Origin of the sequence: Gryllotalpicola koreensis (assembly GCF_039538185.1) — a bacterium.
GTDB lineage: Bacteria > Actinomycetota > Actinomycetes > Actinomycetales > Microbacteriaceae > Gryllotalpicola > Gryllotalpicola koreensis.
Window position 1 is genome coordinate 167,118 of sequence record NZ_BAABBW010000006.1, and the last position, 17,077, is coordinate 184,194.

At 71.0% G+C, this 17,077-nt stretch carries 18 protein-coding genes; 13 read left to right on the forward strand and 5 right to left on the reverse strand.

Annotated features, from left to right (window positions below):
- Positions 1-85 precede the first annotated feature (85 nt).
- Positions 86-1,432, reverse strand: a complete 1,347-nt coding sequence (locus ABD708_RS17965) for an MFS transporter (RefSeq protein ID WP_344757057.1) — start codon at positions 1,430-1,432, stop codon at positions 86-88.
- A gap of 153 nt (positions 1,433-1,585) precedes the next feature.
- Between ABD708_RS17965 and rpsO the strand changes: the two genes are divergently transcribed.
- The 3 genes from rpsO (at position 1,586) to ABD708_RS17980 (ending at position 3,125) form a co-directional block, all read left to right on the forward strand.
- Positions 1,586-1,855: a 30S ribosomal protein S15 gene (gene rpsO, locus ABD708_RS17970; protein ID WP_344757059.1), complete on the forward strand. Its 270-nt coding sequence runs from the start codon at positions 1,586-1,588 to the stop codon at positions 1,853-1,855.
- A 164-nt stretch (positions 1,856-2,019) separates the two neighbouring features.
- Positions 2,020-2,628 (forward strand): hypothetical protein, encoded by a 609-nt coding sequence (locus tag ABD708_RS17975; protein WP_344757061.1) that lies wholly within the window; start codon positions 2,020-2,022, stop codon positions 2,626-2,628.
- Complete coding sequence (locus ABD708_RS17980) at positions 2,628-3,125, forward strand: VanZ family protein (RefSeq protein ID WP_344757063.1); 498 nt, start codon at positions 2,628-2,630, stop codon at positions 3,123-3,125. Before ABD708_RS17975 ends, ABD708_RS17980 begins: the two co-directional genes overlap by 1 nt.
- Here the strand turns inward: ABD708_RS17980 and ABD708_RS17985 are convergent.
- On the reverse strand, positions 3,107-4,009 hold the full coding sequence (locus tag ABD708_RS17985) for a LysR family transcriptional regulator (RefSeq protein WP_344757065.1): 903 nt from the start codon (positions 4,007-4,009) through the stop codon (positions 3,107-3,109). The genes ABD708_RS17980 and ABD708_RS17985 overlap by 19 nt on opposite strands.
- 90 nt (positions 4,010-4,099) lie before the next feature.
- Here ABD708_RS17985 and ABD708_RS17990 point away from each other — a divergent pair, with 90 nt between their 5' ends.
- From ABD708_RS17990 to ABD708_RS18010, 5 genes are all read left to right on the forward strand, one after another.
- The gene (locus ABD708_RS17990) at positions 4,100-5,314 is read left to right on the forward strand and encodes an MFS transporter (protein WP_344757067.1); all 1,215 of its coding nucleotides are present in this window, start codon (positions 4,100-4,102) and stop codon (positions 5,312-5,314) included.
- A gap of 80 nt (positions 5,315-5,394) precedes the next feature.
- Entirely contained in the window at positions 5,395-6,174 is a 780-nt protein-coding gene (locus ABD708_RS17995; RefSeq protein WP_344757069.1) for a fructosamine kinase family protein, read from the forward strand.
- A gap of 218 nt (positions 6,175-6,392) precedes the next feature.
- Positions 6,393-8,648: a polyribonucleotide nucleotidyltransferase gene (locus ABD708_RS18000; RefSeq protein WP_344757071.1), complete on the forward strand. Its 2,256-nt coding sequence runs from the start codon at positions 6,393-6,395 to the stop codon at positions 8,646-8,648.
- A gap of 216 nt (positions 8,649-8,864) precedes the next feature.
- A complete protein-coding gene (locus tag ABD708_RS18005) occupies positions 8,865-9,986 on the forward strand; it encodes an aldo/keto reductase (protein WP_344757073.1) in 1,122 nt (373 codons plus the stop codon).
- A gap of 45 nt (positions 9,987-10,031) precedes the next feature.
- Positions 10,032-11,456, forward strand: coding sequence for a pyridoxal phosphate-dependent decarboxylase family protein (locus ABD708_RS18010; protein ID WP_344757075.1), 1,425 nt, complete (start codon positions 10,032-10,034; stop codon positions 11,454-11,456).
- Here the strand turns inward: ABD708_RS18010 and ABD708_RS18015 are convergent.
- The gene (locus tag ABD708_RS18015; RefSeq protein WP_344757077.1) at positions 11,446-12,060 is read right to left on the reverse strand and encodes a TetR/AcrR family transcriptional regulator; all 615 of its coding nucleotides are present in this window, start codon (positions 12,058-12,060) and stop codon (positions 11,446-11,448) included. The two genes, ABD708_RS18010 and ABD708_RS18015, sit on opposite strands and share 11 nt — an antisense overlap.
- 207 nt (positions 12,061-12,267) lie before the next feature.
- On the opposite strand from ABD708_RS18015, the gene ABD708_RS18020 reads away from it, so the two are divergent.
- Together ABD708_RS18020 and ABD708_RS18025 are read left to right on the forward strand one after the other, a co-directional pair.
- Positions 12,268-13,623 (forward strand): M16 family metallopeptidase, encoded by a 1,356-nt coding sequence (locus ABD708_RS18020; RefSeq protein ID WP_344757079.1) that lies wholly within the window; start codon positions 12,268-12,270, stop codon positions 13,621-13,623.
- Positions 13,620-14,222: a histidine phosphatase family protein gene (locus ABD708_RS18025; RefSeq protein WP_344757081.1), complete on the forward strand. Its 603-nt coding sequence runs from the start codon at positions 13,620-13,622 to the stop codon at positions 14,220-14,222. Before ABD708_RS18020 ends, ABD708_RS18025 begins: the two co-directional genes overlap by 4 nt.
- A gap of 101 nt (positions 14,223-14,323) precedes the next feature.
- Here ABD708_RS18025 and ABD708_RS18030 read toward each other — a convergent pair whose 3' ends face one another.
- Entirely contained in the window at positions 14,324-14,806 is a 483-nt protein-coding gene (locus tag ABD708_RS18030) for a GNAT family N-acetyltransferase (RefSeq protein WP_344757083.1), read from the reverse strand.
- A 24-nt stretch (positions 14,807-14,830) separates the two neighbouring features.
- Between ABD708_RS18030 and dapB the strand changes: the two genes are divergently transcribed.
- From dapB to ABD708_RS18045, 3 genes are read left to right on the forward strand one after another with little or no spacing between them, the layout of a single operon-like run.
- On the forward strand, positions 14,831-15,595 hold the full coding sequence (dapB, locus tag ABD708_RS18035; RefSeq protein WP_344757085.1) for a 4-hydroxy-tetrahydrodipicolinate reductase: 765 nt from the start codon (positions 14,831-14,833) through the stop codon (positions 15,593-15,595).
- Positions 15,592-16,032, forward strand: coding sequence for a hypothetical protein (locus tag ABD708_RS18040; RefSeq protein WP_344757087.1), 441 nt, complete (start codon positions 15,592-15,594; stop codon positions 16,030-16,032). The genes dapB and ABD708_RS18040 overlap by 4 nt, the downstream gene beginning before the upstream one ends.
- 10 nt (positions 16,033-16,042) lie before the next feature.
- Entirely contained in the window at positions 16,043-16,579 is a 537-nt protein-coding gene (locus tag ABD708_RS18045; RefSeq protein WP_344757089.1) for an adenine phosphoribosyltransferase, read from the forward strand.
- A 24-nt stretch (positions 16,580-16,603) separates the two neighbouring features.
- Here the strand turns inward: ABD708_RS18045 and ABD708_RS18050 are convergent, their stop codons facing one another.
- Positions 16,604-17,032 carry an OsmC family peroxiredoxin gene (locus tag ABD708_RS18050; protein WP_344757091.1) on the reverse strand — a complete coding sequence of 143 codons (429 nt, stop codon included), beginning with the start codon at positions 17,030-17,032 and terminating at the stop codon, positions 16,604-16,606.
- Positions 17,033-17,077: the final 45 nt, after the last annotated feature.

A 17,077-nucleotide genomic window follows, 5' to 3' on the forward strand; every position in this document is an offset into this window, starting at 1 on the left:
GGCCTCGACCACCTGAACTGTGCCCGCCGCCGACAGCCGCGCCCATCGCCCTGGGCACGCTTGTCGGCGGCGGGCGCATCTGTGTCTAGGGAACCGGCCGCAGCGCGTCGTACGCGCGGAACGAGCGCTGCCGACGCACATAGAGCAGCATGAGCGCCACGATCAGGATGCCGCCGACCACCGGCCCCGCCCAGAGCGCCGCGATCGTGCTCATCGCGCCGATGTACAGGTCACCGAGGCGGGGCCCCGCGGTCACGACGACGATGAAGACGCTCTGGATGCGCCCGCGCATGGCGTCGGGGGCGGATGCCTGCAGGATCGTCCCGCGGAAGATCGCGCTCACGTTGTCGGCCCCGCCCGCGACGAACAGCGCGGCGGCGCCGGCGGCCAGAGCCGGGAGGTGCACCTCCGACCAGTCGGCACCGACTCGCCCGCGCCCGTCAATGGTCTGCACGAGCAGCACGGCCCCGAACACGAGGATCGCAAGGCCGTAGACCGTGATCGCGCGCCCCACTGCGCGGCCCTGAGCCCGCACGTGCCCGAGCGGTCCGGAGAACACGCTCGACAGCAGTCCGCCGATCGCGTAGGCGGCGGTCAGCACGCCCACCGTCACCGCCCCGCCGCCGATGAGCAGCGCGCCGACGGCGGGGAACAGCACGCGGGGCTGCCCGAAGGTCATCGCGATGATGTCGGCGATGAACGAGGTGCGGATGTTCGCGGCGTGCACCAGGAACCGGGCACCCTCAGCCAGTGAGCGCAGTCCGGGCCGCTCGGCGCCGCCCTCCGGCACGATCGGCGGCAGGGTCAGCACGCCGAGGAAGGCGCAGGTGAAGGTGATGACGTCGATCGAGAACGTCGGCCCGTAGCCGACGGCCGCCACGAGCACCCCCGCGACGGCGGGCCCGACGGTGACCATGATGCCCGTCGAGATGCCGTTGAGGGCAGACGCCGCGGGCAGCAGCTCCTTCCGCAGCAGCCGCGGCGTGCTTGCGGTGTCTGCGGAGGACAGCACGGTCGCCGCGACGGTGTTGAGCATGGTCAGCAGGTACAGCGGCCAGACGGCCGGGGAGTGCGCCCACGCGAGCGCGCAGATTCCCGCGGTGGAGGCCCATGCGCCGACGGCGGCGACGAGCGCCACCTTCCGGCGGTCGAACACGTCGGCGAGCATGCCGCCGTAGATGCCGACGACGATCATCGGCGGCAGCGCGAACAGCGCGACGAGCGAGACGGCGAGGGTCGAATGCGTGAGGTCGTAGATCAGCAGGCCGACGGCCACGATGGTGATCTGGCTGCCGATGCCGGCGATCGCTGTGCCCGCCCAGAGCCGCGCGAACGGCGGGCTCTCGCGCAGGGGCGTGAGATCGACGAACAGCGAGCGGCGCGGCGCCGCAGCCGCGGCCCGGACGGGGTCGGCATGGTCCGGGTCTGTCACCGATCCAGGCTACGGCAGCGGCGGGCGTGCTCGGGCCTGGGCGGGCCTCGTGCTCTGTTAGACTTTCAAGGTTGCCGTCCAACGGCCGCGGAACAAGAGAGCTCAGGCATCCTGCCCCGGGCACCGCGCAGCGAGAGAAAGGGGATCCCATCCATGGCACTTGATGCAGAGGCCAAGAAGGCGATCATCGACGAGTACGCTACCCACCCCGGTGACACCGGATCCCCTGAGGTCCAGGTCGCGATCCTCACCAAGCGGATCAAGGACCTGACCGAGCACCTCAAGGAGCACAAGCACGACCACCACTCGCGTCGTGGCCTGCTGATCCTGGTCGGTCACCGTCGCCGCCTGCTGGGCTACCTGCAGGAGATCGACATCGAGCGCTACCGCTCGCTGATCGAGCGACTGGGTCTGCGCCGCTGAGACACCTATCACGGCTTCGAGGGCCGTCACCCGTTTCGGGTGGCGGCCCTTTTCGATGCGCACGGATGCCGGGGTATAACGGTCCGCTCACGATGCGCCGCTCGCCACCCGTCTCACACCGGTCGTGCGGCACGTGTTCAGCACTGTGCCGTTAGCCTGGCGAGATGCCCAGGCCACGTCGTAAGCCCTTCCTGCGGTGGGCGCCGCTGCCCTGGGCGGTGCTGCTCCTGCTCATGCTCGTCACGGGCTCGCTGCACGACGTCGGGGCGGGTGCCGCCTACCTCGCGGGCATCGTGGTGACGATCGTCTTCGCCATCGTCGTGGCCGCCGGCATGGCGGCGGCAGCGCGCCGGCGCGGTCCGAACTTCACGGCGGAGGGCCGGCTTGCCCGTATCGAGGGGCTCGACCTCGTCGAGGTGCCCGCCGCGGGGCATCCGATCACCGTCGCAGACGTCACCCGCCACCAGATCAGCATCGGCGCGGCGCTCGCCCGCAGCGCGGGCGCACCGCGCGCGCTCGTGATCCCGGATGTCGGCAACTGGTGGAACCTGCGCTCCGACATCGCCGTGTACCTGCTTGCCGACGACGGATTCCATCACGTCGGTCGTCTCGGCGATCAGGCGCAGGTGGCCTGGCAGCCCGTCGTCGACCGGTTGCGCGCGGCGGGCCGCTTCGCGGTCGTGCCGGCCGAGGTGAAGGGCGCCGCGCGCTCGTTCACGATCGACGTGCGGCTCGAGGGCCTGCGCGTCGGCGAGCAGGAAGTGGCCGTCTGATGTTCCGCCGCCACCCGATTCTCGCGCCGCTCACCCTCGCCTATCTCGCGCTCGTCGCGTGGATCACGCTCGGCCCCCAGCCCCTCGACCACCAGCGCCAGGACTGGGTGCTCGTGCTGCTGCACGACGCGCGTGCGTTCACGGCGCCGCACTGGCCCCGCCTTGCGGCCCAGCTCACGTACGACCATGCGGAGTTCCTCGCGAACGTGGCCATGTTCGCCCCGATCGGGCTCTTCTTGGTGCTGCTGCTCGGCCGCCGCTTCTGGTGGGCCGCCGTGCTGCTCTGTGTCGCGATGACGGGCTTCATCGAGACCGCCCAGCGCTTCATCCCCGGCAGGGTGTCCGATGTGCGTGACATCGTGTCGAACAGCGTGGGCGGCCTGGTCGGGGTGATCGTCGCGTTGATCGTGACGATCCCCGCCTATCGGCGCGAGCGAGACCGGCACCGCATCCGCGAGCTCGAGGCCGAGCTGACGCGCTACCGCAACGTGGCCTGAGGCTCCGTGCTGCCGCGATGCGTCGTGAGCAGCTCGAGCAGAGCGGCGGCGGCCGCGTTGTGCTGTGGCCGGGCGACGGCCGAGAGCGTCCACACCGGGCCGTCTTTCAGCGGTACCGTCACGAGGCGCGCCCCGCTCACGGTCGTGATCAGGGGCACGACGGCGATGCCGAGCCCCTCGGCGACGTAGAGCGGCACGGCCGGCAGCTCGGGAACCTCGGCGACGACCGTTCGTGGCTTTCCCAGTCGCTCGAAAGCGCGGTCGACGACGACCCGATTCCCGAAGCCGGGCGGCGTGTCGACGAAGGACTCGCCCGCGAGCTCGGCGAGCTTCACGCTGCGGCGGGAGGCGAGCGGATGCCCGGCGGGCAGCACGGCGACGAACTCGGCCTCCCCGAGCGGGGCGACGTCGAGGCCGCCGAGATCCTGCGGCGGCAGCCCGACCAGCGCAACGTCGAGGCGCGAGTGACGCAGGTCGTCGACGAGCCCGGTCGAGCCCGCGCTCGAAACGACGAGCCGCAGATTCACGAGTGGGTGCTCGCGATGGAACCGGCCGAGCAGCTCGGGCAGATCCAGGTACTCGAGGTTCGAGAAGATGCCGAGACGCACCCGGCCCCGCAGGCCCTCTGCGCCCGGTGAGGCACGTGCGCGAATGCGCTCCATCGCCTCGAGCGCAGCGCGCGCGTCGCCGAGAACGGATTCACCGAACGGCGTGAGCTCGACCGAGCGCGTCGAGCGCTCGAACAGCTTCGCGCCCAGCTCCTGCTCGAGCGAGCGCACCGCGGCCGACACCGTCGACTGCGCCGCGAACAGCCGGCGCGCCGCCCGGCTGAAGCTGCTCTCTTCGGCGACGGCGGCGAAGATCTCGAGCTGGCGTTCGTCCACGAGCCGATTATCGAGGAATCCGATTGGTGCGTGCAAGAACATTCGTCGCCGATGATGAATGAACGGATGCCGCCCGCCGTTCTTCCTGGCATGAGCACAATGACAGCCGAGAACCGCACCGCCGGCCGGGCCGCACACCGCACGGGCTTCTGGATCGTCTCCGCCGCATTCATGACGGCGATGGCGTTCGCGGCGGTGCCGACCCCGCTCTACCCGATCTACGAGCAGCGCGACGGGTTCCCTGCCTACGTGATCACGGTCGTCTTCGCCGCGTACGCGGTCGGGGTGATGCTCGCGCTCTATCTCGCCGGTCACGTCAGCGATTGGCTCGGCCGCCGCCGCCTCGTGCTCGCATCGCTCGCGATCCAGGCGCTCGCCGCACTGCTGTTCCTGTTCTGGAACGACGTCAGCGGTCTCCTGCTCGCACGCTTCGTCTCCGGCGCCGGCATTGGGACGCTGACCGCAGCGGCCACCGCGCACCTGGGTGAACTGCGCAAGGTCTCGCACCCGCACGAGGACGGCCGCGTCTCGGGAACCGTCGCGTCGGCGGTGAACCTCGGGGGCATCGCCCTCGGCCCGCTGCTCGGGGGTGTGATCGCACAGTTCCTGCCGGCTCCGATCCTCACCCCGTTCGAGGTGTTCCTCGTGATCATCGTGCTGGCGATCGTCTTCCTGGCTTTCGTTCCCGAGACGGTCGACACCGTCGCCGCACGCCGCCCCTACGCCCCGCAAAAGGTCGTCGTGCCGCCCGAGGCGCGCGGGGCCTTCATCGCCGCTGCGATCGGAGCCGCCGCCGCATTCAGTGTGATGGGCTTCTTCACTGCGCTCACCGCGAGCATCGTCATCGGTCTGCTGCACCTGAGCGGGCACCTCATCGCCGGCGTCGTCGCCTTCGCCGTGACAGGGGCGAGCGCCGTCTCCCAGCTGGCGACCGCGCGCCTGGCCCGTCGTGCCAAGCTGCAACTCGGCGTCGCACTCATGATCGCGGGCCTCGGGCTCGTCGCGGTCGTCGGCTTCACGCCGTCGCTCGCCCTGCTGCTCGTCGCCGGCATGCTGGCGGGGGCGGGCGTCGGGCTCGTGTTCAGCTCGTCGATCGCCGTCGCGGTGGCCTCAGCGGGGCCCGACAACCGCGGGGAGGTACTCTCGGGCATGTTCCTCTCGGCATACGCCGGGCTGACGGTGCCGGTCATCGCCGTCGGTGTCGCGCTCGCCTTCTTCCCGATCGCGAACGTGCTCACGGTCTTCGCCCTCGCCGTGCTGGTGATCGTCGTCGTCACAGCGATCCCGTCGCTGCGCCGTCATTGAACGCAACTCCCCGGTCGTCACGACAGCCCGCCGAGCGGCCGCGAGACGTGAGTTCTTGACGACCGGGCGAGACTGGGAGAGTGAGCGAGACGCTGGTCAAGCAGAACCCGGCCGCACCCGACGGCTTCTTCGAGGCGGAGGCGGCCGGGCTCCGTTGGCTGGCGGAGACGGCGGATGCCGGGGGAGCGCGCATCGCGCGGGTGATCGCCGTCTCGCCCGGCCGCATCGAGCTCGAGCGCATCCGCCCTGCCCGCCCGACAGCAGTCGCAGCCCGCGAGTTCGGCGCCGCGCTCGCCCGCACCCACGGCGCCGGGGCCGAGGCATTCGGGGCGCCGCCCACCGGGTGGGACGGCCCCGGCTTCATCGGGAAGCGTCCGCAGACATATGCGAACGAGCCCAGTTGGGGCGCGTTCTACGCCCGCGACCGCGTGCTGCCGTTCCTCGAGATCGCGGAGAGCGCGGGCAGCGTGACAGGCGACGAGGCGCGCGGCGTCCGTCATGTCTGCGAGCTGATCGCGAGCGGTGCGCTCGACGACGACGAGCCGCCCGCGCGTCTGCACGGCGACCTGTGGAACGGCAACCTGCTGTGGGATGACACGGGCGCCGTCCTGATCGACCCCGCCGCGCACGGCGGCCATCGCGAGACCGACCTCGCCATGCTCGCACTGTTCGGCGCGCCGTACCTCGACGAGATCGTCGCTGGCTATGAATCCGAACATCCGCTGCGGGACGGCTGGCGCGAGCGGATTCCCGTGCACCAACTGCACCCCCTCGCGGTGCACGCCGCGAGCTACGGCCGCGGCTACGGCGTCGAGCTCGTCGACGCGGCGAGGCGAGTGCTCGCTCTTCCGGGAGTCTGAAGGCGGTCACTGGTAGCATTTCGGCGGTAGGGGCAGGCCGACAGGGGCTGGTCCTCGGTGGTGGATTCCGGGCGCGGTGCGACAGCACAGGCATCCGTGACCTTCTACTGGTGGCCAGCACGAGCGCAACCGCTCTCAGTCCTGTCTGATCCCTGCTCCTCGCGTATGCCCGCGGCCGCAACACGGCGGCGCGGAAAACTCAAAGGAGTAAGACCTCAATGGAAGGTCCCGAAATCAAGTTCGCCGAGGCCGTTCTCGACAACGGCAAGTTCGGCAAGCGCGTCGTCCGGTTCGAGACCGGCCGCCTCGCGCAGCAGGCGCAGGGCGCCGTCGCCGCCTACCTCGACGAGGACACGATGCTGCTCTCCGCGACGAGCGTCAGCAAGCAGCCGAAGGACAACTTCGACTTCTTCCCGCTGACCGTCGACGTCGAGGAGCGCTCGTACGCCGCCGGCAAGATCCCCGGCTCGTTCTTCCGCCGCGAGGGCCGCCCCTCGACCGAGGCGATCCTCGTCTGCCGTCTCATCGACCGTCCCCTGCGCCCGTCGTTCGCCGACGGCATCCGCAACGAGGTGCAGATCGTCATCACCGTGCTTTCGATCGCGCCCGACGAGTTCTACGACGCGCTCGCGATCAACGCGGCATCCGCCTCGACCCAGATCTCCGGCCTGCCCTTCAGCGGCCCGATCGCCGGGGTGCGCCTTGCGCTCATCGATGGCCAGTGGGTCGCCTTCCCCAAGAACTCGCAGCTCGAGAACGCGGTGTTCGACATCGTCGTCGCGGGCCGCGTCATCACCGACGCCGCCGGCAACGAGGACGTCGCGATCATGATGGTCGAGGCCGAGGCCACCGAGCACAGCTGGGATCTCATCAAGGCCGGCGCGACCAAGCCCTCCGAGGACGTCGTCGCCCAGGGTCTCGAGGCCGCGAAGCCGTTCATCAAGACCCTCGTCGAGGCGCAGGCGAAGCTCGCCGCGCAGTCGGCGAAGGAGGTCCAGGACTACCCGATCTTCCTGCCGTACACGGCTGAGACCTACGCCGCTGTCGAGGCGCTCTCTCTCGCCGAGCTCGGTCCGATCTACCAGATCGCCGACAAGATCGAGCGGCAGAACGCCGACGACGCCCTCAAGGCGCGCGTCAAGGAGACCATCGCGGCCAAGGTCCAGGCGGGCGAGCTGCCCGAGTCGGCCACCGGCGAGGTCTCTGCGGCCTACAAGTCGGTCACCAAGAAGGTCATGCGTGGCCGCGTCCTCTCCGAGGGCGTCCGCATCGATGGCCGCGGCCTGCGCGACATCCGCCCGCTCGACGCCGAGGTGCAGGTCATCCCGCGCGTCCATGGCTCGGCGATCTTCCAGCGCGGCGAGACCCAGATCCTGGGCGTCACCACGCTGAACATGCTCAAGATGGAGCAGCAGATCGACTCGCTGTCGCCGGTGACGCACAAGCGCTACCTGCACCACTACAACTTCCCGCCGTACTCGACCGGTGAGACCGGCCGGGTCGGCAGCCCCAAGCGCCGCGAGATCGGGCACGGATTCCTGGCCGAGCGCGCGCTCGTCCCGGTGCTGCCCTCGCGTGAGGAGTTCCCGTACGCCATCCGCCAGGTGTCCGAGGCGCTCGGCTCGAACGGCTCGACCTCGATGGGCTCCGTCTGCGCCTCGACGCTCTCGCTGCTCAACGCGGGCGTGCCGCTCAAGGCGCCGGTCGCGGGCATCGCGATGGGGCTCATCTCCGAGACGGTCGACGGCGAGACCAAGTACGCGGCCCTCACCGACATCCTCGGCGCGGAGGACGCGCTCGGCGACATGGACTTCAAGGTCGCCGGCACGAGCGAGTTCGTCACGGCCATCCAGCTGGACACCAAGCTCGACGGCATCCCCTCGTCCGTCCTCGCCGGTGCGCTGCAGCAGGCGCACGATGCCCGCATCACGATCCTGGGCGTCATCAACCAGGCGATCGACGGCCCTGACGAGATGGCTCCGACGGCGCCGCGCGTCATCAGCGTGCAGATCCCGACCGACAAGATCGGTGAGCTGATCGGCCCGAAGGGCAAGACGATCAACGCCATCCAGGACGAGACCGGCGCCGAGATCTCGATCGAAGAGGACGGCACCGTGTACATCGGCGCTACCGACGGCCCGAGCGCCGAGGCGGCCCGCGCGCAGGTCAACGCGATCGCGAACCCGACGAACCCCGAGGTCGGCGAGCAGTTCCTGGGCACGGTCGTCAAGATCGCGACCTTTGGTGCGTTCATTTCGCTGCTTCCCGGCAAGGACGGCCTGCTGCACATCTCCGAGGTGCGCAAGCTCGCCGGCGGCAAGCGCGTCGAGAACGTCGAGGACGTGCTCGGCGTCGGCCAGAAGATCCTCGTCGAGATCACCAAGATCGACGACCGCGGCAAGCTCTCGCTCGCCCCGGTGATCGCCGAGGCCGAGGCCGCGGCTCCCGCGGAGGAGACCGTCGCCGCCGAGTAGGCGAACAGCGATTCAACGAAGACGGATGCCCGCCCCAGCCGATCTGGGACGGGCATCCGTCTTCTCTTGTGTTCTGCCTGTTGTCGCTTCGGCGAACATTTGATAACGGTTGCGTGATTCGCCCGCACCGATGCAGCCGATGTCGGAGGGCTGACATAACCTCATCCCGTGAGGCCGGTGCGGGGGCGCGCCGTTCTCACAGGGGAAGGGGGCCACGTGAGCGACTACTCGCCCGTGGGAGCACGAGCGCATGTCAGCCAATCGGGCAGGGGCGCGCTGGAGACGGGCGTCGAGAGCGAAGCGCTGATCTTCGCCGAAGATGATGCCGCGTTCACCCGCCCCGTGCCGATCCTGGCCGAGCGCCGCGTCGGCGAGACCGAGCTCTCGGTGTTCCCGCTCGCGCTCGGAACCGCCCGGTTGGCGGCCGTCGACGAGGTCGCGGCGGAGCGCATCCTGCACCGCTTCGCGACCCGCGGGGGCAGCCTCTACGACGTGAGCGACGACGACGGCTCCGGCCGCAGCCAGGAACTGGTGGCGGCCTGGCTCGCCGGCAACCGGCCGAGCAAGGCGCTGACGCTGCTGACGCCCTCGGTCGAGCGTGACGGCGAGCGCGCCAGCGGGCCGAACCGGCTTGTGCGTGCGGTCGAGGCGGCTCTTCGGCGCCTGCGGCTCGCCCGCATCGACCTCCTCGTGCTCGACCTCAGCGAGGCCGCCCGCCTCGATCTCGGGCTCGAGCAGTTGCTCGGCGCCGCTGACGAGCTGGTCGCCGCGGGCAAGGTGCGCCACCTCGGCGCCGTCGGTGCGAGCGGCGACGCGTTGCTCGAGGCGCGGGTGCTTGCGGGCAACGGGCTGCCGCGCATCGTCGCGGTGCGCCTCGACTGGGACATCACCGGCAAATCGACCGACGACGCGGAGATGCGCATGGTCGCCGCAGCACAGCAGCTCAGCTTTCTCCCCGATGCGACGGCTGCCTCGCTCGCGCTCGCGAGCCCCTCTTTGCCGCCCAAGGTGCTGGCCGGGTGGGGTCGCAGCGCACGCCTCAGCCAAGCCATGAACGCGCGCGTCGTGAAGCCCGAGCCCGAGCGGGCCGCCGATGTGCTCGCCGGCCGGGGGCGCGAGCACCGCATCGGCGTCGCGCTCGATCGGGTCTCGGCCGAGCTCGGTGCCCCGCCGGCGACGACGCAGCTCGCCTGGCTGCTCGCCAAGCGCGGCGTGGTCGCGCCGATCGTGCAGGTCACGCGCCCGGAGCAGGTCGACCTGCTGATGGACGCTGCGGCGGTGCGCCTCACGCGCGCGCAGATGCTCGAGCTCGACAGGGCGGTCGAAACGGTTCGCTGAACCGCGTATGGCGGCGTCGCCCGCGTCGGGCCATGATGCCGTCTCATGAGTGAGCTCGAGGAATTCGACGCCGCGCTGGAGGTCGCGCACCGGCATGCGAGCCGTTGGCTCGCCGAGCTGCCTGAGCGGCCGATCGCACCGCAGGCCGACATCGACCAGATCAAAGACGCCCTGGGGCGCGAGCTGCCGGCCACCGGTGCCTCTGCGCGAGAGGTCGTCGAGCGCCTGGCGGTCGCCGGCGAGCCGGGTCTCGTCGGCATGCCCTCTCCCCGCTTCTTCGGCTTCGTCATCGGCGGTACGCTGCCGGCCGCGCTCGGCGCCGACTGGCTGGTGAGCGCTTGGGATCAGAACACGGGGATGCGGCTGACCCCGACGACGACCGGCGCGGAGGAACTCGCGGCGGGGTGGCTGCTCGAGCTGCTCGGGTTGCCGGCGTCCGCAGGGCTCGGCTTCGTGACGGGCGCCACGACCGCGAATTTCACCTGCCTCACGGCGGCGCGCGACCGCGTGCTCGACCGCGTCGGCTGGAACAGCGGCCGCGACGGGCTCGCCGGCGGTCCGCGCGTGCGGTTCCTCGCCGGGGCCGAGCGACATGAGTCCGTCGAATCCGCGGGTCGTATGGCGGGGCTCGGCCTGCCGCAGCTGATTCCCGCCGACGACCAGGGCCGCGTCGACGTCGCGGCGCTCGAGCGCGCTCTGGCGGAGGGGGAGGGGCCTGCGATCGTGGCGCTGCAGGCCGGCAATGTGCACTCGGGCGGCTTCGACGACTTCGCCGCCGCGATCGAGGTCGTTCACGCCGCGGGCGCGTGGGCGCACATCGACGGCGCGTTCGGACTGTGGGCCGCCGCGTCGCCGCGACTGCGGCACCTGACCGCCGGCCTCGCCGAAGCCGACTCGTGGGCGACCGACGCGCACAAGACCCTCAACACGCCGTACGACTGCGGTGTCGCGGTCGTGGCCGACCGCAGCGCGCTCACCGAGGCGATGGGCTTCACCGCGGCCTACCTCCCCGAGGACGGCAGCATGTCGGAGCCGCACGATCTCGTGCCCGAGCTCTCGCGGCGTGCACGGGGCGTTCCCGTGTGGGCCGCCTTGCGCGAGCTCGGCCGCGACGGGGTCGCGGCGCTGGTCGACGGGCTCGCTGCGGCGGCCGCCGCGCTCGAGGCCGGACTGCGCGGCATCCCCGGCCTCCGCATCGTCAACGACGTGGTGTTCACCCAGGTCTGCGTGGCCGCTCCGGACGACGCGGCCACGCTCGCGCTGGGCGACGCCCTGCTCGCGGGCGGGGTCGCCTATGCGTCGCCGTCGCGCTGGCACGGGCGGGCGGTGCTGCGATTCTCGGTCAGCAACGCGCAGACGGATGCCGCAGCCGTGGCGCGCACGCTCGATGCTGCCGCCCGTGCGGCGGCGCAGCTCGGTCTCGCCGCGGCGCCCGAGGCAGCTGCGGCGGAAGCCGTGCCTACGCGCTGAGCAGCTGCTCGCCCGCCCCGGCCGACCGCTCGGCGATGATGCGCTCGACGGCTCGTGCCAATGCCCGATAGGCACGCTCGGGGTCGCCGACGTTGCTGCCCGAGAGCGCGCCGTCCCGGAACAGGACCAGGTCGTCGACCGCGTCCTCGGGGGCGGGGTGGCCGAGCTCGGCGACGACATCGACGATGAGGGCGCGCTCCCACGCGCGGTGGCGCGAGACCGCCTGCCGTACGGGGTGCGCGGCGTCGCTGAACTGCGCGGCGGCGTTGATGAACGGGCAGCCGTGGAAGCCGGGCCGGGTGGCGATCTGCCCGATCAGGGTCGCGAGCGCGCGCATCACGGCGGCCGGGTCGGTGAGGTTCGCCCGCGCCTCGTCGATCAGGTACTTCGCTCGCAGGTGCCTGCCTTCGACATAGGCGACGATCAGCAGGTCCTTCGAGCGGTAGTGCTTGTAGAAGGTCGCCTTGGTGACGTGCGCTTCGTTGATGATCCGGTCGACACCGACCGTGTGAATGCCCTCGTTGTAGAAGAGTCGATCCGCGACTTCGAGGATCTTCAGCTTGGCGGGGGCGGGGGGCCGTGGGGCGACGGCGGTCGGAATCATTCAGCGAGTCCTTCTGGCGGGCTATGAAAATGCTGATGGCGGGGAAAAACTAGCGCGCTTGTGGGGCCGGCGCTCAGGTCGACAGTATATCCAGCGGCGCGCCCGGGCGTCCTCATTCCAGGGGACACGCCGTCTCGGTGTGTCACAAGGAGAGGGGGATCCGTCCGCCGTGCGGTGCGCTCCGGCAGCCCCATAGAGTGGCAGGTGATGAACGGCGCTGTGACTCTTCCGCTGGATGTGACGGAGCTGGCGTTCGCGGCATCCGGCGACGCGCTGGTGCGTCGCACGGTCCTGCCGGGCGGCGCCCGCGTGCTGAGCGAGCGCGTGCCGGGTGCGCGCAGCGCCACGGTCGGATTCTGGGTGACCGTCGGCTCGCGCGATGAGACCGGTGCGGGCGAGGGACACAGCGCGAGCTTCGGCTCGACGCACTTCCTCGAGCACCTGCTGTTCAAGGGTACGCAGACGCGCACCGCTCTCGATATCGCCGTGTCGTTCGACGCGGTCGGCGGTGAGCACAATGCGGCGACGAGCAAGGAGTACACCTGCTACTACGCCAAGGTGCAGGACAAGGACCTGCCGATGGCGGTCGAGGTCATCGGCGACATGATCACCGCGAGCCTGATCGACCCCGACGAGTTCGACAACGAGCGCCAGGTGATCCTCGAAGAGCTCGCGATGGCCGAGGACGATCCGGCCGACGCCGCGAGCGAGCAGCTCTACAAGGCCGTCTTGGGCGGGCATCCGCTCGGCCGTCCGATCGGCGGCGACCCCGCCACGATCCGCGCCGCGACGCGAGACGGCGTCTGGCAGCACTACCGGGCGACCCACCGCCCGGAGCAGCTCGTCGTCGCCGCGGCGGGCGCCGTCGACCACGACCGCCTCGTCGCCGACGTCACGGCAGCGCTCGCCCGCGGTGGGTTCGCCGACCAGGGCGAACCCGCGGCCAGGCGTCCGGTGGCGCCGGCGGAACTCGGGTACCGGTCCCGTGTGGTGACGATGCAGCGCCCGGTCGAGCAGGTGAACCTGTTTCTCGGCGTCCCCGGACTCGTCGCGACCGATGAGCGGCGCACGGCCCTCGCGGTGCTCAACTCGGTGCTCGGCGGCGGCATGTCGAGCCGCCTGTTCCAGGAGATCCGCGAGAAGCGCGGGCTGGCGTACTCGGTCTACTCCTTCGCCGCGGGATTCTCGGATGCCGGCCTGTTCGGCGTCTACGCCGGCTGCGCGCCGCACAAGGCTCCCCAGGTCGTCGAGCTGGCTCGCGAAGAGCTCGCCCGTCTCGCCGAGTTCGGGATCACGGGCGAGGAGCTGCGGCGAGCCGTCGGGCAGCTCTCCGGCGCCACGGCGCTCGCCCTCGAGGACTCTGACACGCGGATGACCCGGCTCGGCCGCGCCGAGATCAGCATGGGCGAGTTCAGCGACCTCGACGAGAGCCTGCGCCGCCTCACGCTCGTCACGGCGCCCGAGGTACGTGAGCTCGCGGCCGAGCTGGCGGCGGTGCCGCCGACCCTGGCTGCGGTGGGCGACCTCGACGAGAGCGCCTTCGAGGGGTTGGGCATCGGATGACGCACTATCTGTACCTCGTGCGCCACGGCGAGCAGCAGGACGCGGAGCACGGCATGGAGGACGGGCCCCTGTCGCCGCGCGGCATCCGCCAGGTCCGCATGCTGGCCGATCGGCTCGGGGGCGTGCCGTTCACGGGCACGTATCACTCGCCGCTCACCCGCGGCGAGCAGACCGCGCGCGTGCTGGCGGAGCGGCTGCCCGCGATCGAACCGGAGCCGTCGAACCTGCTCTTCGACTGCATCCCCTCCGGTCCGGAGCCGGGAACCCCCAAATCCTTCGAGCCGTTCTTCCACGGCGTCAGCGAGGCGCAGATCGAGGCGGGACGCGCGCAGATGGACGACGCGGTCGCCGAGTTCCTCGCGCCGTCGCGCGCCGATCGCCATGACCTGCTGATCACGCACAACTTCGTGATCGCCTGGTTCGTGCGCGAGGTGATGGATGCCCCCACCTGGCGCTGGCTCGGCCTCAACGCGGCGAACGCGTCGCTCACGGTCATCCGCCACCGTCCGGCCAAGAAGCCGGAGCTGCTGGTCTTCAACGACCTCGGCCATCTGCCCGCCGAGCTGCGCACCGGCTTGCCCGAGATCTTGCCGTTCTGAGTTTGTCTTGCGCGCCGGTCCCTGCCCGGCGCGCCGCAGTCGGCTTCTCGAGTCCATGCGTTCGCCGGTGAGCACGTCGCCGGCTCGTAGAGCGTCTTGCGTCAGCAGAGGTCCTTGCGGAACCAGGTGGTCGCGTTCCCGTTGTCGTTGTAGGGCGGGATCGAGAGGTAGCCGCTCGAGGTGTACAGCCTGTTCGCGGCGACGAGGCTCCTGTTCGTGTCGAGCACGATCGTCGTCGCGCCGTGGCCGACGGCCCGGCGCTCGAGCTCGGCGAGCAGCGCACGGCCCGTGCCCCGTCCGCGGCCGGCGTCCCGCACCCACAGGTGCTTGACCTCCCATACCGCGCGCGGCTCGCCGCCGAGGACGTCATCGGGCAGACGGCGGATGCCGCCGCATCCGATCGCCGCTCCCGTCTCATCGAGCGCGAGCACGAACTCCCCGGCAGGGAGGGTGAACACCGCGGCGTCGGGCAGCTTCACGACGTAGCCACCCATCAACGGAAACGTCGCGATGCGGTATTCGAAGTACTCGGCCAGCAGCTCTTGGGCGCGGGCGTCGGCCACGGGCACGGATTCGAAGGGCACCCCATCAACATTAGGCTGGACAGTATGACGATCCGCGTGGCCGTGGTCGGCGCGACCGGCAAGCTGGGCTCTGCGGCGACGGCGCTGCTCGACCGCACCGACGGCTTCGAGGTGGTGGCGCGACTCGGATCGGCGAGCGAGCACGCCGACATGCTGGGGCCGGCGGATGCCCCGAGCGACGTCGTCCTCGACGTGACGCTTCCCCAGGTGAGCGCAGGCATCGTCGACTACGCCGTGACGCACGGCCGCAACGTCGTCGTCGGCACCTCGGGCTGGTCGTCGGAGCGCCTGGCCGGCCTGAGCACGCTGCTCGCGCGGCATCCGGAGCGCGGCGTCGTCGTCATCCCCAACTTCTCGCTCGGCAGCGCCCTCGGCACCGCCTTCGCGGCGGCGGCGAGCCGGTTCTTCGACGCGATCGAGATCGTCGAGACGCACGGCGCGGGCAAGGTCGACTCGCCGTCGGGCACGGCCGTGCGCACGGCCGAGCTGATCCAGGCCGCGCGCGGCGAGCTCGGCCCGGTCGCGGCGCCGCACATCGACCAGCGCGCCCGCGGCCAGCAGGTCGGCACCGTGCCGATCCACAGCCTGCGGCTGCCCGGCGTCTCCGCCCGGCAGGAGGTCACCTTCGGCGCGGACGGCGAGACCCTCGTCATCAGGCACGACGTCATCAGCCCGAGCGCGTACTCGGCCGGCATCCTGCTCGCGCTCCGCGCCGCGGCCGAGCGCACCGGGCTGACCGTCGGTCTCGACGCACTGATCGACCTCGGGATCGCACCGGGCGAGCGATGAGGAACCGCCTCGCCGCGCTGTTCATGGCGCTGCTGCTGCTGATCTACATCGTGATCGCGGGGCAGCGCGCGGTGCTGCTGTTCGAGGCGGGCACGACGCTCGGCATCGTCGCGGGCTCGGCGTTGATCGTGTTCCCGCTCATCGCGATCTGGGCGCTGTGGCGCGAGATCCGCTTCGGGTTCCAGACCGAGCGGCTCGTGAAGCAGCTCGCAGCGGAGGGCGGGCTGCCCGTCGAGAACGCGGTCACGGCATCCGGCCGCCCCGTGCGCGAGGCCGCCGACGAGGAGTTTCCGAAGTACAAGGCAGAGGTCGAAGCCGAGCCCGAGAGCTGGCGGGCGTGGTTCCGGCTCGGGCTCGCCTATGACGCTTCAGGCGACCGCCGACGCGCCCGCTGGGCGCTGCGCGAGGCGATCCGGCTCTCCCGGCCGCGCGCCTAGGCTTCTTCCCGTGACCCTCACCCCCGAAGCAGCCCTTGTCGACAGCCTGATCGCGTCGATCCCCGACTTCCCCGAGCACGGCGTGACCTTCCGCGACCTGACGCCGGTGTTCGCCGACGGCCCGGCGCTCAAGGCACTCGCCGAGGCGCTCACCGCTCCGTTCGCCGGCCGCTTCGACTACCTCGGTGGCCTGGAGGCGCGCGGATTCCTGATCGCCGGCGCCGCCTCGCTCGTGTCGGGTGCGGGCGTGCTGAGTGTGCGCAAGGCGGGGAAGCTGCCCCGCGCCGTGCTCAGTCAGGAGTACGCGCTCGAGTACAGCACCGCAGCTCTCGAGGTGCACGTCGACCAGCTGCCGCCCGGGAGCCGGGTGCTGATCGTGGACGACGTGCTCGCGACGGGCGGCACGGCTCTTGCCGCGGTGAACCTCATCGAACGGGCCGGCTGGCAGGTTGCCGGTTTCGCCGTGGCCCTCGAGCTCGACGGGCTGGGCGGCCGCGCCAAGCTCGAGGCCCGCGGCATCGAGACGTTCTCCTTGCTGAAGTACTAGGTGCTAGCAGCGCAATGACGCCGGTCAGCTCAGCTTCGCCTCGAGGGTGATCTCGACGCCGGCGAGCGCCTTCGAGACCGGGCAGCCGGCCTTCGCGGCCGCGGCGATCTGCTGGAACTTGTCCTCCGAGATGCCGGGGACCTCGGCATCCACCGTCAGGTGGCTGCCGGTGATGCCGCCCTGGCCGGCATCGAAGGTCACGGCGGCCGTCGCCGCGACGCGGGTCGCGGTGTGCCCGGCAGAGGCGAGCTCGTTGGAGAACGCCATCGCGAAGCAGCCCGCGTGCGCGGCGGCCAGCAGCTCCTCCGGCGTCGAGACGCCGCTCTCGCCCTCTGAGCGCGCCTTCCAGTTGTAGGAGAACGTCGCCAGCTTGGACGAGTCGAGCGTGATGTCGCCGCTGCCGCTCGCCAGGTCGCCGGTCCAGACGGCCGATGCTTCGCTCGTGAGAGCCATGGGGTGCCTCCTCGGTTGGGTCGGCCGCCCCGCATCCGCAGGGGC